Below are 24,061 nucleotides of genomic sequence, written 5' to 3'. Positions count from 1 at the left end.
CGAAGCCGCCTCGATCTCCTCGGCCACGAACGTCCCGAAGCTCGTGATCACCGCCAACAGGTTGTTGAAATCATGCGCCACCCCACCGGCGAGCATGCCCAGACTCTCCAACCGCTGCGCCTGACGCAACTGAGCCTCGGTGGAACCATCAGTGTGATCCTCCGCCAGCGTTCTGGTTTTCGGCTTCGGAATCTTCATCACCCGTCAACTCGATCCCGTCATGGGAGGGGATCGGCTGATCACCGAGAACCAGGACATCACATCCCAGTGTAAAAGTGGGTCAGCCATGTCGCTGACCACCACGGAGTGAACAACCCGGTGCCAGCACTACTCACCGGCACGAATCCACCGGGGAGCTGTAGCCGTCGGGGGACGCCGCCGCCCCGGCCGCGTGGCGTCACCAGTGGCCGGTGCGACACCGACCCTGCCGCGGTCTCGCTGACCGTGGGACTTCGGGCCGGCAGGCGGACGACCTTGTGCCCTGCCGGGAATCCTCCGGTGGCTGGACGCTATAGGTGGTGCCGTCGAAGAAAAGAGGCAGCATGAGACGCGAACTACGGCCACTCTGTGTGCTGGCAACGGTCATCCTCATCGCCGGAATCGTCGTCGGGATCGCACTCCCGGGCGTGCAGGTGGGTCACGTGCTGTTCGGACTGACCGTCCTGTCTTGCCTGGCGGTCGCGCTGTTCCTGTTGGGACGCCGCCACGGTACGGACCAGTCGCACCTGCACGACGGTGACTCCACGTTCGGCATGCACTGGCCGTGACCTCGACCACCGGCCTGGTTTCCCCGCCCGGGCCGGTACCGGGGTGGTTCAGGACCCGCTTCCCCCAACTCGTCCTGGACCACCCCTTGTCGCACCTCGCGGTCCGGCGCCTCGACCGGTGCGGGCAGGGCCAAAGTCCTGTCCCGGAAGAACGTTCGGCCCTGCCGGCGGCCCGGTCCCACGCGTTGGCTGGACGAAAAGCTCGGGAGGACACCATGTCCACACGAGACGAGTTCATGCGAGCGAGTGATGCCTTCTCGTGGTACCAGGAGTCCGACCCGGCCATGCATGCCACGATCGTGGCCCTCGCCTGGCTGGACTCGACACCGGACTGGGCACGCCTCTCGGCGCGGCTCGAGGCCGGCACCCGCTGGTGCCCCGGCTGCGCCAGCGGGTGGCGGAACTGCCCGCGCACCTCACGGTGCCACGCTGGGTGACCGACGAGGACCTCGAGCTGTCCTGGCACCTGCGCCGCACGACCGCGGCGCTGGAGCTCGCCAGGATCGAGGCCATGACCGGGCTCGCCCGCTGTGGGGTGTTCACCCTCGTCGACGGCATGCCCGGCGGGCGCGCGGCGTTGCTCATGAGGCTGCACCACTCCCTCACCGACGGCGTCGGCGCGGTACGCCTCGCGCCGGTGCTGTTCGACACCGTCCGCGAGCCCCGCTTCGAACCACACCCCGACGAGCCGCCGAGGACCGGCGGCGGCACGCTCGTCCCGTCCGGCCTCGCCCACACCGCCGGACAGCTGCTCGGCCTCGCCGGCCAGGCGGCGCGTGTCGGTCAGGTGGTGGTGATGCCGTGCCGTGCGAACCGGTCCCGGACCCGCCGCACCAGGTCCGGCTCGGGGGTCGGGGTGTCCGCCAGCGGGAACGGGATGCCCAGGCCGGCGTACTTGGCCGCACCGAGCTTGTGGAACGGGAGCACGTCGACACGTTCGGCGGTGTCCAGCGTGGCGACGAACGACGCGAGCCCGTCGATGTCGGCCAGGTCGTCGGTGAGTCCTGGCACGAGCACGTACCGGATCCACATCGGCTTGCCCAGCTCGGACAGCCGGCGCGCGAACGCCAACGTCGGCGCGAGGTCCACAGTGGTCAGACGGCGGTAGCGGCCCGGGTCCCACGACTTGATGTCGAGCAGGACGAGGTCGGTGTCGGCGAGCAGCGCGTCGGTGGCGCGGGCGCCCAGGTACCCGGAGGTGTCGAGGGCCGTGTGCAGGCCGAGCCCCTTGGCGCGGTGCAGCAGCTCGGTCACGAAGTCGGGCTGTAGCAACGGTTCCCCGCCACTGACCGTGAGCCCGCCGCCGGCGACCTCGATGAACCGCCGGTACTTCGCTGCCTCGGTGACCAGCTCGTCCACCGACACGCGGTGCCCGTCGCGCATCCGCCAGGTCTCCGGGTTCTGGCAGTACAGGCAGCGCAGCGGGCAGCCGCTGGTGAAGACGACGAACCGGGTGCCGGGGCCGTCCACGCCGGTGGAGATGTCCCAGGAGTGGACCGAGCCGTTCACAGCGAGTCGTGGAACGTGCGGTTGACCACGTCGCGTTGCTGCTCGGCGGTCAGGCGGGTGAAGTTGACCGCGTACCCGGACACGCGGATGGTCAGCCGCGGGTACTTCTCGGGATGCGCCATGGCGTCCAGCAGGGTCGTCCGGTTCAGCACGTTGGCGTTGAGGTGGAAGCCACCGGCGTCGACGTAGGCGTCCAGGATCCCGACCAGGTTGGCCACCTGCTCCTCGGCGGTACGGCCCAGCCCGGCCGGGGTGATCGTCGCGGTGAGCGAGATCCCGTCCTGGGCCTGGTCGTACGGGAGCTTCGCCACGGACAGCGCGGCGGCCACCAGACCGCGGGTGTCCCGGCCGTTCATCGGGTTGGCACCCGGCGCGAACGGCTCCCCCGCCCGGCGGCCGTCGGGGGTGTTGCCGGTGTGCTTGCCGTACACGACGTTCGACGTGATCGTCAGCACCGACTGGGTGTGCACGGCGTCCCGGTAGGCCGGGTAGCGCCGGACCTTCGCCATGAAGTCCTCGACGATCTCCACCGCGAGGTCGTCGGCGCGGTCGTCGTTGTTGCCGTAGCGCGGGAAGTCGCCCTCGACCACGTAGTCGACCGCGAGACCCGTCTCGTCCCTGACCACCCGGACGCGGGCGTGCTTGACCGCCGACAGGCTGTCGGCGACGATCGACAGACCGGCGATGCCGCACCCCAGCAGCCGTTGCACGGGGTGGTCGTGCAGCGCCATCTCGATCCGCTCGTAGGCGTACCTGTCGTGCATGTAGTGGATGATGTTGAGCGCGTCCACATAGGTCCGCGCGAGCCAGTCGGTCATCCGGTCGAACGCCGCACGCAGCTCGTCGTAGTCGAGGTAGTCACCCGTCAGCGGCGGGAAGACCGGGGTGACCTGCTCGCCGGTGACCTCGTCACGGCCGCCGTTGACCGCGTACAGCAGCGCCTTGGCCAGGTTGGCCCGCGCGCCGAAGTACTGCATCTGCTTGCCCACCCGCATGGCCGACACGCAGCAGGCGATCGCGGCGTCGTCGCCGAAGCGGGGGCGGATGAGGTCGTCGCTCTCGTACTGGATGGCGCTGGTGTCGATCGACACCTGTGCGCAGAACCGTTTGAAGCCGGCGGGAAGCCGTGGCGACCAGAGCACGGTGAGGTTCGGTTCCGGTGCGGGGCCGAGGTTGTAGAGCGTCTGCAGGAACCGGAAGCTGGTGCGGGTGACGAGCGGCCTGCCGTCCTCGCCGACGCCCCCGATGCTCTCGGTCACCCAGGTCGGGTCACCGGAGAACAGCTCGTCGTAGGCCGGGGTCCGCAGGAACCGCACGATCCGCAGCTTGATCACGAGGTCGTCGACCAGCTCCTGTGCGTCCACCTCGGACAGTTCGCCTGCCTCGATGTCACGGCGCAGGTAGATGTCCAGGAACGTCGAGATCCGGCCGATGGACATGGCCGCGCCGTTCTGTTCCTTGGCCGCGGCCAGGTAGGCGTAGTACACCCACTGGACCGCCTCCCGGGCCGTGCCCGCGGGCCTCGAGATGTCGTCACCGTAGGCGGCCGCCATCTGCCGTAGCTCGGCAAGAGCCCGCACCTGCTCGGCCAGCTCCTCCCGGTCCCGGATGACCGCCTCGGTCGAGGGCACTTCGTCGAGCGCGGCACGCTCGGCCCGCTTGGCCTCGACCAGCCGGTCCACCCCGTACAGCGCGACCCGGCGGTAGTCGCCGATGATCCGCCCGCGCCCGTATGCGTCCGGCAGGCCGGTGATGACGCCTGCCCGGCGGGCACGCAGGATCTCCTCGGTGTAGGCGTCGAACACGCCGTCGTTGTGGGTCTTGCGGTACCTGGTGAAGATCTCCTTCACCACCGGGTCCAGCTCGTGGCCGTAGGCGGCCAGCCCGGACTCGACCATCCGCAGGCCGCCGGCGGGCATGATCGCCCGCCGCAGCGGCGCGTCGGTCTGCAACCCCACGATCAGCTCGTGCTCGCGGTCGATGAAACCGGGCGCGTGAGCCGTGATCGACGACGGGGTGGTGGCGTCCACGTCCAGCACGCCGCGGCGCCGCTCCTCGACGAACAGCTCCTCCAGCCGCGCCCACAGCCGTGTGGTGCGTTCCGTCGGCCCGGCAAGGAAGTCCGCGTCCCCGAGGTAGGGCACGTAGTTGTCCTGGACGAACTCGCGAACGTCGATCTCGGCACGCCAGCCGTGGCCCTGGAACCCCGCCCATGCCTCGGGTACTGCCGTCGACTCGACTACCGGTGCGGCCATCGGTTCCGTCCTCCTCCGTCGTGTCTCTCACCTCAACTCTCCCCGAACCGAGCCACCCACCACAGGGACCACGGACTCGACCGGCGGTGGCCAAGGTCCCTTGTCTACCCGAGACGTGCCGGCCGGGTTAAACACACCGCCCCAACCAAGCGGCATTGCCGCTAACCCACCGTGGTTCGGGCCCGCTCAACCACGTCCCACCAGATGCCAAGACCCACGCGCGGATCATGCTGAGCCCCTCCGCGTAACCGTTGTTTACGTTGGGTAGCGATGGTGCGTGGGTGGTGTCGGTGACGCGCTGAATCGGTTGCCATACAGCAGAAGAGCGCGGAATCCCGGTATGAAGGTGGGGCAGGTTCAGACGGTCGTAGCATGTGATCTTGGTGTTCGGTGGGGAAGGATTCCCTGTCGTGCGGAGGATGTTGACGTTGGCTGATCGGGAGGAGATCTCCCGTGGTGTGGTGGAGTTGTTGGACTACAAGGACATCGCGGTGCGGATCGGTCGTGACGCGTCGGTCGTGTCGCGTGAGGTGGCCCGTCACGGTGGCCGGGACAACTATCGAGCTGTAGCGGCTGAGGCTGAGGCGGTGGTGGGTCGGTCACGGCCGAAAGGTGATGGCGGTCGACCGGTCTGTGCGGACACGGACACGGGTGTGTTCGTTGTTACGTCGTGGCTGGTCACCGGCCTCGATCGCAGGCCGATTGGCACGCGGCCCCCTGGTCGGGGACTCTTGCCGGGTGAGTCATGAGGCCATCTACCAGTGGGTCTACGCCCAACCGGTCGCGACCCTGCGCCGCGAGTTGATCGCGTTACGCACGGGCCGCACTCGACGGACCGGACCACGTCCCGCGCCGGCGCCGCGGATCAAGGAACCCCGCTACCTCGACGAACGCCCCGACGACGTCGCTGGCCGCGCGGTGCCCGGTCACTGGGAGGGCGATCTCGTGATCGGTAAGGCGGGCAAGTCCGCGGTGGCGACCCTGGTCGAGCGCACCAGCCGGTTCCTCATTCTGGTCCCGCTCACCGGCCGGGACTCGTTGACCGTCACCCAGGCCATCATCTCCGCCGTCGGCGACCTTCCGGCAACGATCAAGCGGTCGTTGACATGGGACTGCGGTACGGAAATGGCTCTACACAAGGAAGTCACCGCGACCGGGTTGCCGGTGTACTTCGCCCACCCCCACTCACCATGGGAACGCGGCAGCAACGAGAACCTCAACCGCATCGTCCGCGAGTTCCTCCCGAAGGGCGTCACCATCCCCAGCGACCCCACCTACCTGGCCGCCATCGCCGCGGAGATCAACGACCGACCCCGTAAGATCCATGACTGGCGCAAACCGAGTGAGGTATTCACCGAACTCCTCGAAGCAGATGCTTCCACCGTCTGAACCCGCTTGGTCCTACTACCTTCAACTTCATCGAGGGTTCAGCGTCGTGTTCCCGTCCGACCTGTACAGGAGCCGGTAATACACCGCAACCAGGGCTTACTCGGAAAGGATCAATCAACCCGACACGCCGACCTGACAAAATACTACCAGTGCGGTGACCTCTAATGATCACGGGGTCGGGACGCGTCGCGTGGGGTGCGTGATTTCGGCCGTGCGCCGCGAGCAGGGAGAGTATTCTGAAATCTCGCCGGAAGCCGATCAAGGGGGCGTCGTGGAATCGGGCTTCAATGTCGATCTGAATGAGTTGCGTGGCCATGCGGCAACCGTGTTCGACATCGCCGGGCAGGTGCGTTCGGCGGGGGCAGGGGCACAGGACTTGGTGGGCGGCGCCTTCGGGCAGATCGCGGAGTTCTTCGCGTCAGGCGTCACCGCGGCCGGTGACGAGCTGCGGGGTGCGATCAGCCAGGCAGGTGACACCGTGGTCGACGTGCACGTCGGCCTGCGGCAGACAGCGGACAGCTATCAGAACACCGACGACCGTTACGCGACCGTGTTCGGAGGTGGAAACAGCGGAAGCGGAGGACAGCGGTTCGCCCAGCTCATGGGAGAAGGAGTTCCCGCCACTCCTGATGTGGGCAGTGTGAACGGCCGCTACGGCGATGACCGCACCGGTTGGATCGGTTCCGCTTCGGACGTGGCCGACCGTATGATGGCTCCGGGAATCCCCGAGCGCGTGGCCAGATTGACACAGGTCGAGTCCCATATTATGGTCCCTGATCCGGAGTCACGTCTCGGCGCGTTTGCCGGAACTCGCGGCTACCCCCACGGAACGGTCGGCAACGCCGTGCATCTGGGAATCGCTGCCATTTATATGTATCTCGGTGACGCCGGGCAGGAAAAAAATAGGCAGGGTCTTCAACTCGCCGGAAGCAAGGGCCTTGTACAGCCAGCCGGTCGATTCGGCCGCGAACCTCGAGATGGCTCGTATCGAATACGACTACTGGAGTAACGTCCACAAGGAAGACCCGTGGTCGATTGGCGCCAAAATAGCCACACAGTTCAGCCCGGAAGTGCGTGCCGAGCTACAGCGTTTGATCTCGGTCGTGCCAACTGTTGTGCCAACCGGCCCGCCGCCAGTCCTCGCCCCGCCCGTCCGCATCACACCGCCGTCCGGGCACGACGGGGACTGACGTCCCGCCAGCGAATCTCACCCGTTCAGGGTGGCGACATGCACGTCGCCGCAGTCACTGGCCGAGGCCACCAACCGCACCACATTGAGCCTTTCCGAGCAACCTCCGGTGGCTTGTGGGATCAACTTCTGCCGGCCGTTCAACCGCCACCACGAATCACCACTACCCACGGTCACCAACGGTTACCCGGAATGACACACTGTCGGGGCTAACTCGTCGAATTCCAACCATTTGCGGGTGCCGGCGAGTTATCGTGCGGCGAGGGCTCCTCACGCATGGGAGGTTGCGACACATGAGGGTTCGTTCTCTGACGTCAATAGCCATGGCCGGCCTGGCCGCCGTGTTGCTGGTTTCGCCGGCCGCCGCGGCGGTCGGATCGCCCGGCCCGCCAGGTATTGGTGACTCGTACTATCCGCTCGACGGCAACGGCGGTTACGACGTCTCCCACTACGACATCCGCCTCAGATATCAGCCCGCCAGTGATCTGTTGTCGGGCACAACGACGATTCTCGCGACGACAACTCAGGACCTGTCCAGGTTCAACCTCGACTTTCTGCTGCGCGTGTCGTCGGTATTGGTGAACAACGTGCCTGCCGCATTCAGCACCGACGGCGGCGAGCTGACCGTCACCCCCGCGGCGGTGCTCCGCGCGGGCCAGGACTTCATCGTCGTGGTCCGCTACAGCGATACGCCTGAGCCGTATCGTCTTTACGGGAACGCGAGCTGGTTCCGCACCGCGACCGGTGCGGTGGCCGCGAACGGTCCCCACATCGCGCCATGGTGGTTCCCCAGCAACGACCATCCGCGGGACAAGGCGACCTTCGACGTGTCGATCGCGGTGCCACCGGGGGTCGAGGCGCTTTCCAATGGCGACATCATGGATGTCCGCCAGACGGCGCCACAGTGGGTGCGCTGGAGTTGGCGCAGCGTGGGACCACAGGCGCCGTATCTGGCGTTTCTCGCGATCGGTCAGTTCGACGCGCGGCTGGTCACCGCCCCGAACGGACAGAACCTGATCACCGCGTACAGCGACGACCTCGGTGCGAGCGGGCCGGCTGCCCGGGCTTCGGTAGAACGAACACCGGAGATAATCCAAACCCTGGAGGATTGGTTCGGCCCGTACCCGTTCGAGGCTCAGGGCGGTGTCGTCGTCGACCCCGGACTGGGTTACGCCATGGAGACACAGACCCGACCGGCGTACGACGGCGGATTCTTCTTCGGTGGCACGAACACGTACGTGGTGGCGCACGAACTCGCGCACCAGTGGGTCGGCGACTCGGTGTCCGTCGACGACTGGCGGGACATCTGGTTGAACGAGGGCTTCGCCACGTACGCGGAATACCTCTGGTCGGAACACGAAGGTGAGGGCACCGCGGCGGAACTCGCACAGTTCCGGTACGACACCATCCCGGCCGACGACCCGTTCTGGCAGGTGCTACCCGGCGACCCGGGCGTGCCGAACCAACTGGACCGCGCGGTCTACTTCCGCGGCGGCATGACCCTACAGGCCCTCCGAACCACCATCGGCGACGATGCCTTCTTCACGATCCTCCGAACCTGGACCGACGAGCACCAGAACGGCACCGCCACCACCGACGATTTCATCGCGCTGTCGGAGAAGGTCTCGGGCCGGCAACTCGACGACCTGTTCACGACCTGGCTCTACACCCCCGGCAAGCCACCAACAGGCCCGAACGGCTCAGCGGCGCCCTTCACGACCACGGCAAAGCCCAAGTCGTACGACAAGATCGAGTTCAACGTGAACCTGATGACAGCCGGGAAGTAACGCGCCCAAAGCATTCCTGGCAGCTACCCCGTCGGTAGCTGCCAGGAATGAACTGCTCACGAGACCAGTGGCCGCGGGTCTCGGCGGCCGTGGTCGTCGGGGATGGCGGGCTAGCGTGGCGTGATGGACACGCCCAACTTCGCGCACGCGCGGGTCAACGTAAGTGATCTTCGTGCGGCGATCGCGTGGTACGAGTCGCTGTTCGGTGTGCCCGCTGAAGGACACTGGCCGCCGGACGAGCCGACGTACGTGCACTTCACCCTCGGTGCCGCGCAGTTCGCGCTAGGGCGCTACGACCCGGTACCGGCCGTAGGCGCACGGTTCAACTTCGAAGTCGACGATGTCGACGCGTGGTGGGCTCGGTTGGGACCCTCGGCCGACGTGGTCGAACCGCTTCACGACACCACGTACGACACACGCAAGTTCACCATCCGCGACCCCGACGGCAACGAACTCGGCTTCGTCAACACCTAGAGACGGCCGACCTGACAGACCACGCGCTCATCGGCTACTTATCGACCGGCGGGAGGCACCGGGGCGTGGCGACGTGGGTGTCGTAACGACCGCGCCAGCGGGCGATGCCACGCCCCGTCTCCCGGACGAGCGCGCCGGCGAGCAGTCGCAGGAGCAGGCCGCTGACCCGGATGCCGTTGGCGGTCTTCCACCTCAGCTCGTCCTCCGCGACCAGGTTGGCGCTGTTGGCCGCGCCGAGCGCCTTCGCGACCGAGGCCAGCCGCCGCTGCCGTTCGGGTTCCGCGACCGTGGTCAGCGCCTGGACCTCGGCCAGCACCCGCACCGCGGTGTGCAGGTGGGCGGCGACGATGTCGTGGGTGGCCTCGTCGATGAGGCCCGCCTCCCGTTTGAGGTCGTTGAGCGCCGCGCCGACCCGGTAGGTGGTGGCGACGATCTGTTCGCGGGTCATCCAGTCGGTCTCGTAGGAGAGCATCTCCTGCCAGGTGGGTCCGAGCATCGCGCCGCGGTGCTCGGACAGCGTGGTGAACCGGCGGCGGAAGCCGAGCTCGGTGGCGTGTTCGTAGGCCCGGCTGCCGGGGTCGAGGAACGGGCCGAGCGGCGCGACGTAGAACTGCAGCCGCGGGTCCGCGCCGAACCTCTCGACGAGATGGCGGCAGTAGTCCACCGTGCCCATCGCGGACTCGGGCGTCTGGCCGGACAGGCCGACCATGAAGAACAGGTCGAGCTTCCCGCAGCCCTCGGCAAGGGCGGCCGCGATGGTCCGCTCCAGAGCCTCGTTGCCGCAGGGGAACTTGCCGTTGATCCGGCGCACCTTCGGATCGTGGGACTCGATCGTGATCTGCAGGCTCCACGCACTGGTGGCACGGCGCACCATGCCGAAGAAGTCCTGTCCCATCGGGAAGAACGCCTCGATGACCAGTTCGTTGGCCACCCCGGCCGCGGCGAACAGCTCGAAGAAACGGCGCGCGCGGGCCATGCCGCCGGCGCGCGGGTCGTGCACCATGAAGATCGGGGCGCGGGAGAACGTCGAGATCAGCCGCGCGTCGGCGACGAGCTTCTCCGGTGACCGCAGGCCAGGACGGGACCGGCCCGCGACGGTGGCGTAGCCGGTGCGGCCGCCGCCGCAGGCCGCGCAGTCGTAGGGGCAGCCGCGGGAGTTGAGCAGCATCGTGGAGGGGTAGCGCAGCCACCGCAGGTAGGGCAGGAAGTCGGACAGGCTGCCGTACTTGAACACCGCGTGCAGCATGAACTCGTAGGCCGGGACCTCGGTCCAGTCCAGGTCGGCCGGCACGAACGACAACGGGTTCTCCACCACTGTGCCGTCGTCGCGGCGCCAGGTCAGGTTCTGCACCTCCGCCAGCGGAGTACCCTCGCGCAGTGCCCGCAGCAGCTGGCGGCACGGCTCCTCGGTGGAGTCACCACGCAGCACGAAGTCGATCGCCGGGTTGTCCATCAGCTCCCGGTGGAAGTAGCTGGCCGACATCCCGCCCACCAGCACCTTCGCCTCCGGGTGGATCTTCTTGACGAGCTCGGCGATGCCCAGCGCTCCGTTGGCGTGCGGCAGCCAGTGCAGGTCGATCCCGAACACCGGCGCGCGCAACCGCGCGATACGGGCGGGCACGTCGAAGCCGGGCCTGCGCAACATGCGGTACGCGAGGTTGACCATGCGGACGTTGTAGTTGTTCGCCTCAAGATAGGCGGCGATGCTGGTCAACCCGACCGGGTACATCTCGAACTCGGTCGTGGACGGGATCACGTCCGCCAACGGGCCGGCCACGATGACCTCGTCACGGAAGTCCCACACCGACGGCGCGTGCAACAACACCATGTCCACACCGAAGATCCGACGTAACCGCGCACCGGCGGGAGACCGCCGTGCGCCCGGCACCGTTCCGAGGCTGTTTCCCATGCTGGCCAGCATCGAACCGACCTGCACCGGTCGGCCAGGGCCGACGTGCCTCAGCGAACCGGCGAACGTCCTGGACAGGGCCGGTGGGTACCGAGGACCATGGACCCGGCGGTCACCGGCTTTCGACACCGACCGCGGCGGGGTCCACGCACGACGCTCCGTGTACGGCCATCCTCATGGTCCGGGTCGACAGGCCAGCGGACCTCGATGTCATCGTCGGGCAGGCGCACTTCACCACGTCCGTCGAGGACCCGCACGAGGCACCCGGCCCGCACCCGTTTTTCGGACCTGCGTTCCGCGAGGCGTCGAGCGCCCGGCTGATCCGTCATCCCGGCAACGACGAGGAGCCACCGCTCGCCGCGCAGGCGATCGGCGCCGGGCACGGTTCACCGTCTTCCTTCGCGAGGGCTGGCCGGCCACCGTGCTGAACGCGGTCAGGCAGGGGCCGGAGGTGTGCACGGTCTTCTGCGCGATCACCGACGCCGTGGAGATCGTGCTCGTGGGCACCCGGCTGGGCCGCGGCATCATCGGCGTCGTCGAGGCCGTCGGCGGCGCGCCGCAACACGGCGTCCAGACGGCCGCGGACCAGGACGGGCGCAGGGCGCTGGCGTGCGGGATTGGCCACGAGGCCTGAGGTCACAGGTGGGCCGGACGTTCTACGGTGTCGACCCCGTGGTCCTCCTGCCGAGCCACAGGTAGGCGATCGGACCGACGAAGTTCACAGCGATCGCCATCGCCCACAACGGTTTCCGGCCGTTGACGGCCTGCTGTGGCCGGCGTGCGAGGTCGGCCCACGCCGCCGCGGCCAGCCCGAGCTGGACCGCGCTCGCTGCCACGAACGCCGCGTGCTGGGGCGTGCTCAGGTCACGCCAATGCTTACGCACCATAGCTTCCTCCTACCATTCAACGACTTCCTCTGCGCCGGTCCGGGACCGGTCCAGCCGCCCATGGCCACCGCGGTGCACCCCGCACTCCCCCGCGTCCGCTGCGACACCGGTGGGGCCACCGGGTTGCCGGACTCGTCGAGCCGTACCGGGGTCTCGGCACCGGCACGCCGGCCGTCCTCGGCCGCCACCAGGGCATCGCCTGCTTCCCTTTCGAACGAGCCCTCGTGTGCTCGGCCTTCGCCACCAGGTCCACCCTCGGCCGCGGCCGGTTCGGCCGGCAGGGCCGGAGGTCCTCGACCATCAGGTCCAAACGCCTCTTCGCCGCCGCCCCGCGCAGGCCGTCGACCCGGTCGCCGATCCGCACCGCGTCCAGTGGACCCCTGGAACGAGGTCCTCCGCCCGTGGCCGGGGGGACCACAGGCTCTGCCCGCTCACCGGACGGCGACAGATCCGAGGGGACGGCACCAGGCAGACCCAGGTACCGCGGCCGAGGACACGAGGCTCAGCTTGGTCCGCGTATCGAGCGCCGGACATCCAGCGCCGGCTGGGCGTCCTTGGCGCGGCAGGGCGGTGGGTGGCGGATCCCGACGGATTCGCCGGTTCGGGTAGCGATGCTCCTGGTGCGAGGTCCCGCTCCGCACACGCGCCCTGTCCACCGCTCGTGGTGCGGCCCGCGCAGGTGCCCTGCACCACCGTCAACTGGAGTACTCGCGGCGATCGTGTTCCACTGTCGAACGGAGGGTTCGCCGACCCGCCGCAAGTCAGGTCGGGACGGCCGGCGACCGGGAGATGGTCATGGAAGACAAGCCGGGCGGCGCGGCGCTGGCCGAAGCACGGGCTTCGCGGCTCGCCCTGAACCCGCCGGGGTGTCCCGCCGGGCCCGTGGACGACGCTCGGTGGGCGTGGGTGCGGCGATGAGCGTGTCCGCGACGACACCGCCGGACCACCTGTCCGCCGGTGTCGAGACCGCGGCCGCGTGGGCGCTCGACGAAGTGTTCGGCGAGTTGGCCGTCCGGCCCGAAGACGGTCTGCCAGACGGGGAGGTCGCCCGGCGACGGGCACGTTACGGTCCGAACGCGGTCTCGTCGCACCGGGCGCGGTTGCTGCCGGTGCTGTGGCACCAGGTGCGCTCACCGCTGCTCGGGCTGCTGATGGCCGCCGCGGTCGCGTCCTACCTGGTCGGTGAGCGCGGTGACGCGGTCATCATCGGGGTGATCGTCGCCGTCTCGGTCGGGCTCGGTCTCGTCAACGAGTACCGGGCGGAGAAGGCGGCCGAGGCGTTGCACTCCCAGATCCGGCACACCGCGGTCGTCGTTCGCGACGGCCACCCGGTCACCGTGGACGTCACCGCGCTCGTGCCGGGTGACGTGGTCATGCTGCGGCTGGGTGACATCGTGCCTGCCGATCTCCGGCTGGTCGCGGTGACCGGCCTGGAGTGCGACGAGTCCGTCCTGACCGGGGAATCCCTCCCGGTCGGCAAGGGCACCGCCGCGGTGGCGGTCGGCACGCCGCTGGCGGAACTGGCCGGGTGCGCCCTGATGGGCACGGTGGTGCACGCCGGGCGCGGGGTGGGGATCGTGGTGGCCACCGGTGCCCGCACGCAGTTCGGCCGGATCGCCGCCGGGTTGGGCACCCATCAGCTCGACACGGAGTTCCAGGTCGGGCTGCGGAAGTTCTCGATGTTGCTGGTGTACGTCGCCGGTGCGCTGACCGCGACGATCTTCGGCATCAACGTGGTGCTGCACAAACCGATCATCGACGCGCTGCTGTTCTCCCTCGCGATCGCGGTCGGCATCACCCCGCAGCTGCTTCCCGCGGTGGTGTCCACCAGTCTCGCCGCGGGATCCCGCCGGATGAGCCGGCGCAAGGTGCTGGTCAAGCGGCTCGTGTGCATCGAGGACCTCGGCGATGTCGACGTGCTGTTCACCGACAAGACCGGAACCCTCACCCTCGGCCGGATCGACTACATGCGTGCGATCGCCGCCCGCGCGGGTGAGCCAGAAGCGACGCTGCGATGGGGCCTGCTGTGCACCGACGAGGCCGGCGGCGGCAACCCGCTCGACCAGGCGTTGTGGAGATCACCGGCCGCGGCCGCGGTGCGGGACGAGCTGGCCGGTTACACGCGGCTGGCGGCGCTTGCATTCGACCACGAGCGGCGCATGATGTCCGTCCTCGTCCGCGACGCCGAGGGTGTCGGGACCCTGGTCACCAAGGGCGCCCCGGAAGCCGTGCTGGACCGCTGCGTCGACGTCCCCTCCGCGGCCCGCGCGGCGCTGGAAGCCGAGTTCGCCGCCGGAAACCGCGTCGTCGCCGTCGCCACCCGTCCTGCCACCGCATCCAGCCAACCGACCACCGCCGACGAGTACGGCCTGCGGCTGGCCGGACTGCTGGTCTTCCTCGACCCACCCAAGCACGACGCCGCCGAGGCCCTCCGACGGCTCGCGAACCTCGGCATCGCGGTCAGGATCGTCACCGGTGACAACCCCGTCGTGGCCCTCAAGGTGTGCGAGGAGCTCGGGTTGAGCGGGACCGAGGCACTCACCGGGGCCGACATCGACGGCCTGGACGACACCCAGCTCGCCGAGGCGATCACGCACACCACGGTGTTCGCCCGGGTCAGTCCCGAGAACAAGGCCCGCATCGTGCACGCCCAGCGCCGCGGCGGAGGCGGTGTCGCGTTCCTCGGTGACGGCGTCAACGACGCACTCGCCCTGCACGCGGCCGACGTCGGCGTCTCGGTCGAGTCCGCCACGGACGTGGCCAAGGACTCCGCCGACGTGATCCTGCTGGCGAAGGACCTCGGCGTACTCGCCGACGGCGTCACCGAGGGACGGCGGATCTTCGCCAACACCATCAAGTACGTGCTGATGGGCACGTCCAGCAACTTCGGCAACATGGCCTCGGCTGCCGGCGCGTCCCTGTTCCTGGCGTTCCTGCCGATGCTGCCCTCCCAGATCCTGCTCAACAACCTGCTCTACGACACCAGCCAGCTGGCCATCCCCACCGACAACGTCGACGAGCAGCAGCTGCGCAGGCCCTCGCACTGGGACATCGGGTTCATCCGCAGGTTCATGTTCTCCTTCGGCCCGCTCAGCTCGGTGTTCGACTTCGGCACGTTCGCGGTCATGCTCTGGGTGTTCCACGCCGGCCCCGCACAGTTCCGGTCCGGATGGTTCGTCGAGTCACTGGCCACCCAGACACTGGTGATCTTCGCGATCCGCACCCGCCGGATTCCGTTCTTCCGCAGCCATCCCAGCCTGCCACTGACCCTCGCGGCCCTCGGCGCCGTGACCGTCGGCGCCCTGCTTCCCGCCACCCCAATGGCACACGCGCTCGGGTTCCAACCACTGCCCGGCGGGTTCTTCGCCGCGCTGGGCGCCATGGTGATCTGCTACCTCGTGCTGATCGAACTCGGCAAACGGGTCTTCTACCGCGCCGTGGACGCCGCCGCCCCCGCCCCGCCCCGGACCTACGGCCGCCACCGCCACCTGCGCCTGCGCGCGGCACGGTTCAGCGTCAACGAGGACCCGGCGGTCCACCGGGTCCAGCCCCCGCGCCGTGGCCGTCCGCGGGCCGGTGTCGGCGGCGGAGAGACCGGCGGGCCGTAGTCGGTCCTCGGCACGGCGACACTCCGGGATCGTCGCGGGAACACGGGACCGGACAGGTCGCGCATCCGTGGCGCGGCGCGACAGGGCGCCGCGCGGCGCTGCGCGCCCACTGCATGCTGTGGTGGAACTCGTGGCGGCCGCGACCCAGAGCGCGATCGGGCCTGCTGGCCTGGCTGGCCTCGATCGTGGCGCTTCGCACGCTGGCGGTCTACCAGGTCCAAGCTGTCCTCGCGGGTTCCCTCGCGGTGACCGTCCTGGGTGCCCGCCTGGTGCTGTCCGCCCGGCTCCGGCGCCGCGACGGTGTCGCGGTGGCCGTCACGGTCCTCGCGCTCGTCGTGCTGGCGTTGTCCGCGGGTCCACAGGACCAGCTTCAGCCCTTGGGTGGGGTGCGGTTCGGTCTGGTCGCGGCGGCGGTGCTGGTCGCGGTCTGCGGCTGGGTCACGGCGCGGGCAGGTTCACCCGGTGCGAGCGCGGCCCTGGCCGGTCTGGCGTTCGGTGGGGCGGCGCTGTGTGCCCGCGCACTGCCGTCCGCACCGGCGACGCGGGGGGTGCCGGCCACGCTGGGTGCCCTGGCCACCGACCCCCTCACCTGGGGGCTGGTCGGTTTCGGGGTGACCGGGATGCTGCTCTACACCCACGCGCTCCAGCAGGGGCAGGTCGGCCCAGTCACCGCCGTGCTGTGGATCGTCGAGGTCATCCCACCGTCCATCATCGGGGTCGCGGCCCTGCACGACACGGTCCGGGACGGATGGGCACCCTACGCGGTGGTCGCCGTGCTGGCCACCGCCGTCGCGGCCGCCGTCCTGGCCACCGCACGGGACCGCCGCCGCGACCCAACCCTGACCCTCTGTCGCGGGAGGTCGGCGTTACTCCGCTGGACCGCCAGGTGGTTTCCGGTGGACACGTCCTTCTGGCCAGGACGGACACGCGCCAGGACCACGGGTGGACCGGTTCACGCCGAGCCGGGGCGTTGTGACGCGGCGGCCTGCGGCTGTAGGTCGGCGAGGGTCAGTGGGTACGCCGGGGCCCGGTCCACCGCGATCTGGCTGGTGAGGCGCTGGTCCGCGGCGACGTGCAGCAGCTCGCCGGGGGCGAGGACGCGCCAGCCGGGGTCCTCGTCCATCCGTTCGCTGGCCACCACGGTCGCCGGTGCGTCAGCGAGGTCACCGGAACGCACCCGTACCGTGCCGGGTGCGCTGGCGTGTTCCAGGTGCCGGTGGCCGTGCTGGCCACCGGCCGGTCGGTGCAGCAGGTAGAGGGGGTGGGTGTCGGGGTAACGCAGCGCCCACAGCTCGGTGGGTGTGGTCAGGACCAGGTTCAACGCGTACACGGGCAGGTTCGCCGCGATCCAGCTGACCGCGTCGGTGACCGCCCGCCCCAGGTCGCCTCCCTGCCGGGCGTGGGCGGTGATCAGCGCGAACACCAGTTCGGAGTCGGTGTCCCCGGCGACCAGGTCGTCGATCGGCTCGCCGAGTCGCTCGCCGACCCGGTCGCGGAGCCGGTCCAGGCCGGTCGCCACACCGTTGTGCGCGAAGAGCCGGCCGTCCTGCAGGAACGGGTGGGTGTTCGCCGCCTTCAGGCCGCCGGTGCTGGCATAGCGGACGTGCGCGAGGAAGGTGCCGCTCGACACCTCCCTGGCCTCCCGGGCGAACTCGGCGTCCTGGTAGGCGGCGACGGGCCGCTTGTGCACCACCGCCGTGCCGTCGGGTTCGAACAGCCCCAGGCCCACCCCGTCGGGCTCGTGGCGGCTCTGCACGGCCAGGCTGTCCGGGGCGTCGATGAGCCAGAACGTGGCGGTGACCCGGCGCGGTACCGCGGACATGCCGAACAGTCGACACATGGCTCGCGTCCTTTCGCCACCCGCCACTCATCGTCGTCGACCGGCTGGTCTCGGCCGCCGGCTCCCGATGTACACGATCCTGCCGAACCGCGCCGGAACGCGCGAGCCGGGCGCTGGTCCCGCGCGGCGGCGCGCCGGCGGCCGACGAGTTCGGCTGGCGCTCGTCGTCGCCGAGCCGGTCGGACGGCGACCGGTTCTCCTGGTGCCTGGCAACCGAACCTCGGAGGAACCCTGCGTGCCCTGTTCGACGACCTCGATGGGGAGAGCCCGGTCGAGTGCCTGCCGGCGGCGTCCTCGGGCCGACCTGCGACCACGGCGGGCCCAGAGCCCGACATGGGACGCCCCTCGCCGCCGACTTCGTCCTCCCACCCCGCCGAACCACCTGTGCCAGCGCGAGGACTCCTGCTGGTGTACGGCGGCGTGTCCGTCAACGGAAGGCTCTTCGCGACGGCGGCAGGCGCACACCGTCGTCGCCGCGCGGCTTCCACGCTCGCATGCCACCATGCACCTGGCTACCGTGACGGGCATGGTCGACCGCGACCTTCGTCGTCCACCCCTACGTCGACCGCGGCCCGCGCGACGGGACCATCGCCGCCGGCGAAGAGCCCGGCGGACCCGGCGTGCACGCCGACCGCGACCTCTGGCACACCCTGGCCGAAGTCCCGAAGGTTCCGGAGGTCACCGTGTTCAGCGCCGATGAGGACAGCGGTGCCGCCGAGCGGGAACAGTGGGACGACGGCACGAACTACCTGGCTGTCGCGCCCGGCATCGTCCTCGGCGACGAACGCAACGTCACCCCAAAGCCATGCTCGGCAGACACGTCGTGACCATCGCCGGCCGCGAACTGGGACGCGGCCGGGTCGGGCCGCGCCGCATGACCTGCCCGATCGACCGCGCCCGAGCCGAAGGGACCTGGTATGGCCTTCAACCTGCGCAACCGCAGCTACCTCACCGAACTGGACTTCACCCGCGAGGAACTCGTCTTCCTGCTGGACCTCACGACCCAGCTCAAGTCCGCCGCCTACGCCGGCATCGCCCGGCCCAGGCTGACCGGCAAGCACCTGGCCCTGATCTTCGAGAAGTCCTCCACCCGGACCCGCTGTGCCTTCGAGGTCGCGGCCGCAGAGGAAGGCGCCACCACGACCTACCTCGGCCCCCAGGACACCCATCTGGGACACAAGGAATCCGCCCGCGACACCGCACGGGTCCTCGGCCGGATGTACGACGGGATCGAGTATCGCGGCTCGACGCAGGACGTCGTCGAGCAGCTCGCCCGGCACTCCGGCGTTCCCGTCTACAATGGACTCACCGGCACCTGTCATCCCACCCAGTCGTTGTGCGACGTGTTCACGATGCGCGAGCACAGCGACAAACCCCTGCGGGACATCGCCTTCTGCTACCTCGGCGACACACGCAACAACGTCGCCAACTCACTGCTCGCGATGGGCAGCAGGCTCGGCATGGACGTCCGCCTCGCGGGACCTCGCGCGTTGTGGCCGGACGAGGAGCACCTGGCCGCCTGCCGACGGGCAGGCACGAGCAGCGGCGCGCGGGTCACCGTCACCGACGACGCCGGCGCGGCCCTTGCGGGCGCGGACTTCGTCTACACCGACGTCTGGGTGTCCTTGGGCGAACCCGCGGCCACCTGGCATGAGCGCGTCGACCTTCTGGTGCCCTACCGGGTCACGGCGAAGACCCTCAGCGCGACCGGCAACCCCGACGTCCGTTTCCTGCACTGCCTGCCGGCTCTGCACGACCGTGACACCGAGGTCGGCGCCGAGGCCTTCCGCGAGTTCGGGCTGGACGGGGTCGAGGTCACCGACGAGGTCTTCGAGTCCCCGGCATCGCTGGTGTTCGAGCAGGCGGAGAACCGGATGCACACCGTCAAGGCGATCCTGGTCGCCACCCTGGGCAGCTGAGCCGTGCGGATCCTGGTGGCCCTGGGCGGCAACGCGCTGCTGCACCGCGGCGAACGCCCGGACGCGGACCGGCAACAGGTCAACGTGCTCGCGGCCGCCAGGTCGATCGCGCGGCTGGCAGCCGAGCACGAGGTCGTGCTCACCCACGGCAACGGCCCCCAGGTCGGGATGCTCGCGCTGGAAAGCGCCGCCGACCCCGCCCTGACCCGGCCCTATCCCCTGGACATCCTCGGCGCGCAGACCCAGGGCATGATCGGCTACCTGCTCGGTCAGGCCCTGCGCAACGCGCTCCCCGGCAGGCAGGTCGCCACCCTCGTGACGCAGACGCTCGTCTCCGTCGCCGATCCCGCCTTCGCCGATCCGACCAAGTTCGTCGGCCCCGTCTACGCCAGGGAACAGGCCGCCGCCCTTGCCGCGGAACGCGGCTGGACGGTGCGCCAGGACGGCCCGTCCTGGCGCAGGGTCGTACCGTCACCGCGCCCGCGGCGGATCGTCGAGACCCGGGTGGTCCGCGCGCTCGTGGAGGCCGGGACGCTCGTGGTCTGCGCCGGCGGCGGTGGTGTGCCGGTCGTACGCGACGAGCACACCGGCCGGCTGCGTGGTGTCGAAGCCGTCGTCGACAAGGACCAGACCGCGGCACTGCTCGCCGAAGCCCTCGACGCCGACGCGCTGCTGCTGCTCACCGACGTGCCCGCCGTGATCGACGACTACGGCACCCCGCGAGCGGCCCCCATCCGCCACACCACACCGGCGGCCCTGCGGTCCCGGGAGTTCCCGGCCGGCTCGATGGGCCCCAAGGTCGACGCCGCCTGCCGCTTCGTCGAGCTCACCGGCAACACCGCGGCCATCGGCGCACTCGACTCCCCCGCCGCGATGCTGCGCGGCGACGAAGGCACCATCATCACCCCAGGGTGGCAGGCCGAGGTCAGCACCTGACAGGGCCGGCCAGACCGGCGGCGATCTCACCCTGCGGCGTCGTGAGCGTGACGTGCACGGCCCGCTTGCCGACCTGGGACTTCAGTTCGGCGGCCGTGCCCGTCGCGACGATCGAGGCGTCGGCGGCGCCGTCGGGAACGGTGCGTCCGCCCGTTCCCGCCCCCAAAGACGGCGCGCCGGCCCGCCGAACGGCGGTCGCACGGGTTCGCAGAAGGGCGGTCCGGCCGGCGGTTCGACGGGCCGGCGCCACGGCGGTTCGTCGTCCGGCTCCGAGGCGGTTCGGGGACCGCCGCGACCGTCACGACGTCCGACGACCCGGGGCCGATGGTGCGTGCGGAGGCACCCGGCGGTCCTCGGCCGAGAGCATCGGCAGCGACGCGGGTCCCGGTCGGCCCACGCGGCCCAGGCGGCTCAGACCCGAGCGCACCGGCACGGTCGCGCGTCGTGGCTAGGCGGCGACCGCGCCGTGCGGGTAGGCGGCGATGTGGCTGGTCCACGCGTCGATCGCCGGCCAGTCACGCAGGTCGCCGTACCGTCCACCGCAGAGCCGCAGCACAAGGCGGGCGATCAGCGGCGCGTTGGCACGGGGGACCACGCCGGCGAACGCGTGGTAGTCGCGCGGTCCGATCAGCTCGCACAGCTCGGCGATCCGCGGGGGGACGGCATCGCGCAGGAGATGACCGACAGGCCCCCGCAACGACGGGCCGACGCCGAGGCTGAACACCCATACCGGCGTCACGCGCAGCGCGTCGCAGTTGGACAGTACGAAGTGCTCCACCGCGGGCAACAGAGCCTCGTCGTGTACCGCGCTCCCGAGCACCACCGCGTCGTAGCCGTGCGCGTCCGGCACCTCTTCCACGCCGTGAACGTCGACCGCCACCCCCCGCGCACGCAACCGCGCCGCGACAAACTCCGCCACGTCCTTCGTCGAGCCACCGGAGCTGGCGTACAGGACCAGTGTCCGGCTCGCGTCAGTAGCCATCTCTACTCCCATGTGGACAGTCGACGTCCCGCGTTCCGCGTCACCCAACCAACACACAACCTCGTGTCCCGCGCCGCCACGAGTGGCCAAGGTCCCGTCGCCAACGGGACCGAGGGCGGCGACGGGACTCGCCCGACTCACCACGAAGGCGAGTCGGGCATCGGGGCCGAAGGTCCCGGCCCGCCGGCCGAACGGCCCGAGAGGAACGGGTAGCTCGTCGGTGTCGCCCGAGTGGGCGCGCGCGCGATCGTTGTGGTCGACACACAGGCCGCGGGACGGGAGCACGCGCATGTCCACGCAGACAACCGCCGCGCTCGCCGCCGCGCCGGTGAACGCCCGCCATGCCGACCTGGCCGGGCGCCGGCTCGCCACCGTCCCCTCCGGCAGGGACACCGCCGCGGACACCACGGAGCCACGCGAGCGGATCGCCCGCCACCCGCACCGGCGCCGGTCGCACCCGTGCGTCTGCTCCCCGGCACACGTCATCGCCGGGGCCGGGTGCCTGCGGTACCGAACCCGCCGTCGCGCGGTGAACATCGCCGTCGACGAGCTCTCCGCCGAGGTCGCGTTGGCCCCTACCCGGAGCGGCGGCATCCCGCACGGTCCGGCGACCAGGCGGATCGTGCGCTGCCGGGCCAGCATCGCGACCGGCGCGCCGGAGTCCGTTCAGGATGGTCGGCGCTGACCGCGCCGGAACCGGAGGGGTTGGTCGCTCGAATGGTCAGCACAGCACCGGAGGCACCTGCCGCCGGGCAGGATGCGGGCCCGGTCCAGGGGCTCGAGCCGGCGGAGGTCCTCGGACTGGTGGGGTCCTCACCCCGAGGGCTCACTTCCGGGCGGGCGGAGGAGCTGTTGGCCCGGCACGGGCGCAACGAGCTCCCGCACCTGGCCGAACGGTCGATGGTGTCACGGTTCCTCGGTCAGTTCACCGACCTGTTCGCCGTGGTGTTGCTCGTCGCGGCGGTGTTCACGCTGGTGGCGTACCTGCTGGGTGACCCGCCGGACGCCGGCAACCTGCGGCTGGCCATCGCGGTCCTGGCCGTGGTGGCGCTCAACGCGAGCATCGGGTTCGGGCAGGAGTACATGGCCGAGCGGACCGCCGAGGCGTTGCGGAACATGGTGCCGCACCGGGCGCGGGTGGTGCGCGACGGCGAGCTGGTCGAGGTGCCGGCGGCCGAGCTGGTCGTTGGCGACCTGGTGATGCTGGAGGCCGGCGACGCCGTGTCCGCGGACTGCCGGGTGGTCGAGGCACATGACCTGGCCGTCAACAACGTCGTCCTGACCGGCGAGAGCGATCCGGCACGACGCACCGCCGAACCGGTCTCGCCGCGAACGGCTCGGGTGGAGGCACGCAACCTCGTGTGGATGGGGACGACGGTCGCCGCCGGCGTGGGCAAGGCGGTCGTGACGCACACCGGCGAGGCCACGGAGTTCGGCCGGATCTACCGGCTGACCGCGCACACCACGCCGGACCGCAGCCCGTTGCAGCTCCAGATCGCCAGCATGGCACGGCGGGTCGCGGGCGCGGCGTTCGCGTTGGGTGTCCTGTTGTTCGCGGTGCGCGTGCCCGCCGGCGGCCCGCTGGTGGAGACCTTCGTGTTCGCGCTCGGGGTGATGGTCGCGTGCGTGCCGGAGGGCTTGCCGGCCACGCTGTCGGTCGCGATGGCCATCGGGGTGCGGCGGATGGCGCGGCGGCAGGCGCTGGTCAAGAAGCTCGTCGCGGTGGAGACCCTCGGCTCGACGACCGTCATCTGCACCGACAAGACCGGCACGCTCACCAAGGCCGAGATGACCGTGCAGCAGGTGTGGGCGGCGGGCGCGGTCCACCACGTCACCGGGGTCGGTTACGCGCCGGAGGGCACGGTGTCGGCTCTCGACCAGGAACCGGTGCGGGAGTTGTTGCGGGTGGCGGCGCTGTGCTGCGACGCCCGGCTGCTCCCACCGGATGACGAGCACGGCTGGCACGTGCTCGGCGACACCACCGAAGGCGCCCTGCTGGTCGTCGCGGCGAAGGCCGGCCTGGACGTCGAGGCCGAGCGGGACGCGGCGCCCCGGGTCGGCGAGTTCCCGTTCGACTCCGCCCGCAAGCTCATGACCACCCTGCACACCCGGGACGGCCGGACATGGGCATACGTGAAGGGCGCACCGGGCGAGCTGCTCGCCTGCTGCACCCACATCCGCACCGAGGCGGGCGACGTCACGCTCGACGACGACGCGCGCGGCCGGGTGCTGGCGGTCAACGACGCCATGGCCGGCTCTGCGCTGCGGGTGCTCGGCGTCGCCGTCCGCGAGGTCCACGCAGGGCAGGCCGGGCAGGCGCAGGTGGAGAGCGGACTGACGCTGCTCGGGCTGGTCGGCATGCTGGACCCGCCGCGACCGGAGGTCGTCGAGGCGGTCGCGGCCTGCCGCGGCGCGGGTATCCGGGTGATCATGGTGACCGGCGACTACGCGCTCACCGCCGAGGCGATCGCCCGCCGCGTCGGCATCCTGACCGAGCCGGGGCCGCCGCGCACGGTCACCGGCGCCCAGCTCGACGCGACCGACGACGCCGGCCTGCGTGCCCTGCTTGCCGAGCAGGGTGACCTGTTGTTCGCCCGGGTCAAGCCGGAA

At 70.2% G+C, this 24,061-nt stretch carries 20 protein-coding genes and 3 pseudogenes; 14 read left to right on the top strand and 9 right to left on the bottom strand.

What is annotated here, in order from left to right; translation table 11 throughout:
* On the bottom strand, positions 1–198 hold a 198-nt coding region (locus VET29_RS09100), incomplete at its 3' end, for a hypothetical protein (protein ID WP_324917471.1).
* A gap of 344 nt (positions 199–542) precedes the next feature.
* Here VET29_RS09100 and VET29_RS09095 point away from each other — a divergent pair.
* From VET29_RS09095 to VET29_RS44055, 3 genes and pseudogenes are all read left to right on the top strand, one after another.
* Positions 543–767, top strand: a complete 225-nt coding sequence (locus VET29_RS09095; RefSeq protein WP_324917468.1) for a hypothetical protein — start codon at positions 543–545, stop codon at positions 765–767.
* A gap of 215 nt (positions 768–982) precedes the next feature.
* Complete coding sequence (locus tag VET29_RS09090; protein ID WP_324917465.1) at positions 983–1,204, top strand: hypothetical protein; 222 nt, start codon at positions 983–985, stop codon at positions 1,202–1,204.
* Positions 1,141–1,506: pseudogene (locus VET29_RS44055) on the top strand (wax ester/triacylglycerol synthase domain-containing protein); the annotation flags it as partial. The gene VET29_RS09090 and the pseudogene VET29_RS44055, both read left to right, overlap by 64 nt.
* Before the next feature lie 44 nt (positions 1,507–1,550).
* Here the strand turns inward: VET29_RS44055 and pflA are convergent.
* Positions 1,551–2,276 (bottom strand): pyruvate formate-lyase-activating protein, encoded by a 726-nt coding sequence (gene pflA / locus VET29_RS09085; protein ID WP_324917462.1) that lies wholly within the window; start codon positions 2,274–2,276, stop codon positions 1,551–1,553.
* Positions 2,273–4,531, bottom strand: coding sequence for a formate C-acetyltransferase (gene pflB / locus VET29_RS09080; RefSeq protein ID WP_324917459.1), 2,259 nt, complete (start codon positions 4,529–4,531; stop codon positions 2,273–2,275). Before pflB ends, pflA begins: the two co-directional genes overlap by 4 nt.
* Positions 4,532–4,950: 419 nt before the next feature.
* On the opposite strand from pflB, the pseudogene VET29_RS09075 reads away from it, so the two are divergent.
* From VET29_RS09075 to VET29_RS09060, 4 genes and pseudogenes are all read left to right on the top strand, one after another.
* Positions 4,951–5,920: pseudogene (locus VET29_RS09075) on the top strand (IS30 family transposase).
* Positions 5,921–6,119: 199 nt separating this feature from the next.
* Complete coding sequence (locus VET29_RS09070) at positions 6,120–6,929, top strand: type VII secretion target (RefSeq protein WP_324917453.1); 810 nt, start codon at positions 6,120–6,122, stop codon at positions 6,927–6,929.
* Positions 6,930–7,432: 503 nt separating this feature from the next.
* Positions 7,433–8,896: a M1 family metallopeptidase gene (locus VET29_RS09065; RefSeq protein WP_324917450.1), complete on the top strand. Its 1,464-nt coding sequence runs from the start codon at positions 7,433–7,435 to the stop codon at positions 8,894–8,896.
* A 123-nt stretch (positions 8,897–9,019) separates the two neighbouring features.
* Positions 9,020–9,370 (top strand): VOC family protein, encoded by a 351-nt coding sequence (locus tag VET29_RS09060; RefSeq protein ID WP_324917447.1) that lies wholly within the window; start codon positions 9,020–9,022, stop codon positions 9,368–9,370.
* A 34-nt stretch (positions 9,371–9,404) separates the two neighbouring features.
* Here the strand turns inward: VET29_RS09060 and VET29_RS09055 are convergent, their stop codons facing one another.
* Positions 9,405–11,279, bottom strand: a complete 1,875-nt coding sequence (locus VET29_RS09055) for a TIGR04190 family B12-binding domain/radical SAM domain protein (RefSeq protein WP_324917444.1) — start codon at positions 11,277–11,279, stop codon at positions 9,405–9,407.
* Between the two features lie 176 nt (positions 11,280–11,455).
* Here VET29_RS09055 and VET29_RS09050 point away from each other — a divergent pair.
* A pseudogene (locus VET29_RS09050) lies at positions 11,456–11,913 on the top strand (adenosine-specific kinase).
* A gap of 22 nt (positions 11,914–11,935) precedes the next feature.
* Here the strand turns inward: VET29_RS09050 and VET29_RS09045 are convergent.
* Positions 11,936–12,166 (bottom strand): PLDc N-terminal domain-containing protein, encoded by a 231-nt coding sequence (locus tag VET29_RS09045; protein WP_324917441.1) that lies wholly within the window; start codon positions 12,164–12,166, stop codon positions 11,936–11,938.
* A 914-nt stretch (positions 12,167–13,080) separates the two neighbouring features.
* Between VET29_RS09045 and mgtA the strand changes: the two genes are divergently transcribed.
* Positions 13,081–15,774, top strand: coding sequence for a magnesium-translocating P-type ATPase (gene mgtA / locus VET29_RS09040; RefSeq protein WP_324917438.1), 2,694 nt, complete (start codon positions 13,081–13,083; stop codon positions 15,772–15,774).
* A gap of 370 nt (positions 15,775–16,144) precedes the next feature.
* Here the strand turns inward: mgtA and VET29_RS09035 are convergent, their stop codons facing one another.
* Both VET29_RS09035 and VET29_RS09030 read right to left on the bottom strand, forming a co-directional pair.
* Positions 16,145–16,351, bottom strand: a complete 207-nt coding sequence (locus tag VET29_RS09035; RefSeq protein ID WP_324917435.1) for a hypothetical protein — start codon at positions 16,349–16,351, stop codon at positions 16,145–16,147.
* A gap of 375 nt (positions 16,352–16,726) precedes the next feature.
* A complete protein-coding gene (locus VET29_RS09030) occupies positions 16,727–17,614 on the bottom strand; it encodes a class II glutamine amidotransferase (protein ID WP_324917433.1) in 888 nt (295 codons plus the stop codon).
* A 587-nt stretch (positions 17,615–18,201) separates the two neighbouring features.
* Here VET29_RS09030 and VET29_RS09025 point away from each other — a divergent pair.
* The 3 genes from VET29_RS09025 (at position 18,202) to arcC (ending at position 20,469) form a co-directional block, all read left to right on the top strand.
* Entirely contained in the window at positions 18,202–18,441 is a 240-nt protein-coding gene (locus VET29_RS09025) for an arginine deiminase family protein (RefSeq protein WP_324917474.1), read from the top strand.
* Between the two features lie 90 nt (positions 18,442–18,531).
* A complete protein-coding gene (gene argF / locus VET29_RS09020; RefSeq protein WP_324917430.1) occupies positions 18,532–19,533 on the top strand; it encodes an ornithine carbamoyltransferase in 1,002 nt (333 codons plus the stop codon).
* A gap of 3 nt (positions 19,534–19,536) precedes the next feature.
* Positions 19,537–20,469: a carbamate kinase gene (arcC, locus tag VET29_RS09015; protein ID WP_324917428.1), complete on the top strand. Its 933-nt coding sequence runs from the start codon at positions 19,537–19,539 to the stop codon at positions 20,467–20,469.
* Here the strand turns inward: arcC and VET29_RS09010 are convergent.
* Both VET29_RS09010 and VET29_RS09005 read right to left on the bottom strand, forming a co-directional pair.
* Positions 20,459–20,635 carry a hypothetical protein gene (locus tag VET29_RS09010; RefSeq protein ID WP_324917425.1) on the bottom strand — a complete coding sequence of 59 codons (177 nt, stop codon included), beginning with the start codon at positions 20,633–20,635 and terminating at the stop codon, positions 20,459–20,461. The two genes, arcC and VET29_RS09010, sit on opposite strands and share 11 nt — an antisense overlap.
* Before the next feature lie 282 nt (positions 20,636–20,917).
* Positions 20,918–21,451, bottom strand: coding sequence for a flavodoxin domain-containing protein (locus tag VET29_RS09005; RefSeq protein ID WP_324917422.1), 534 nt, complete (start codon positions 21,449–21,451; stop codon positions 20,918–20,920).
* 289 nt (positions 21,452–21,740) lie between these two features.
* Here VET29_RS09005 and VET29_RS09000 point away from each other — a divergent pair, with 289 nt between their 5' ends.
* Together VET29_RS09000 and VET29_RS08995 are read left to right on the top strand one after the other, a co-directional pair.
* The gene (locus tag VET29_RS09000; protein ID WP_324917419.1) at positions 21,741–22,136 is read left to right on the top strand and encodes a hypothetical protein; all 396 of its coding nucleotides are present in this window, start codon (positions 21,741–21,743) and stop codon (positions 22,134–22,136) included.
* A gap of 32 nt (positions 22,137–22,168) precedes the next feature.
* Positions 22,169–24,061 (top strand): cation-transporting P-type ATPase (locus VET29_RS08995; RefSeq protein ID WP_324917416.1); only part of this gene is annotated, 1,893 nt, incomplete at its 3' end.

Origin of the sequence: Actinophytocola sp., from assembly GCF_035634895.1 — a bacterium.
Classification (GTDB): Bacteria; Actinomycetota; Actinomycetes; order Mycobacteriales; family Pseudonocardiaceae; genus Actinophytocola.
The sequence above is the reverse complement of the archived record's forward strand: the minus strand, read 5'-3'. Positions and strand labels throughout refer to the sequence as shown.

What these genes read in the sequence shown, in the direction of transcription:
- VET29_RS09045 (WP_324917441.1), bottom strand. Translation starts at nt 12,166, where the DNA reads ATGGTGCGTAAGCATTGGCGTGACCTGAGCACGCCCCAGCACGCGGCG.
- VET29_RS09095 (WP_324917468.1), top strand. Translation starts at nt 543, where the DNA reads ATGAGACGCGAACTACGGCCACTCTGTGTGCTGGCAACGGTCATCCTC.
- VET29_RS09055 (WP_324917444.1), bottom strand. Translation starts at nt 11,279, where the DNA reads ATGGGAAACAGCCTCGGAACGGTGCCGGGCGCACGGCGGTCTCCCGCC.
- VET29_RS09060 (WP_324917447.1), top strand. Translation starts at nt 9,020, where the DNA reads ATGGACACGCCCAACTTCGCGCACGCGCGGGTCAACGTAAGTGATCTT.
- VET29_RS09030 (WP_324917433.1), bottom strand. Translation starts at nt 17,614, where the DNA reads ATGTGTCGACTGTTCGGCATGTCCGCGGTACCGCGCCGGGTCACCGCC.
- VET29_RS09065 (WP_324917450.1), top strand. Translation starts at nt 7,433, where the DNA reads ATGGCCGGCCTGGCCGCCGTGTTGCTGGTTTCGCCGGCCGCCGCGGCG.
- VET29_RS09090 (WP_324917465.1), top strand. Translation starts at nt 983, where the DNA reads ATGTCCACACGAGACGAGTTCATGCGAGCGAGTGATGCCTTCTCGTGG.
- VET29_RS09005 (WP_324917422.1), bottom strand. Translation starts at nt 21,451, where the DNA reads ATGGCTACTGACGCGAGCCGGACACTGGTCCTGTACGCCAGCTCCGGT.
- pflB (WP_324917459.1), bottom strand. Translation starts at nt 4,531, where the DNA reads ATGGCCGCACCGGTAGTCGAGTCGACGGCAGTACCCGAGGCATGGGCG.
- VET29_RS09000 (WP_324917419.1), top strand. Translation starts at nt 21,741, where the DNA reads ATGTCCACGCAGACAACCGCCGCGCTCGCCGCCGCGCCGGTGAACGCC.
- argF (WP_324917430.1), top strand. Translation starts at nt 18,532, where the DNA reads ATGGCCTTCAACCTGCGCAACCGCAGCTACCTCACCGAACTGGACTTC.
- mgtA (WP_324917438.1), top strand. Translation starts at nt 13,081, where the DNA reads ATGAGCGTGTCCGCGACGACACCGCCGGACCACCTGTCCGCCGGTGTC.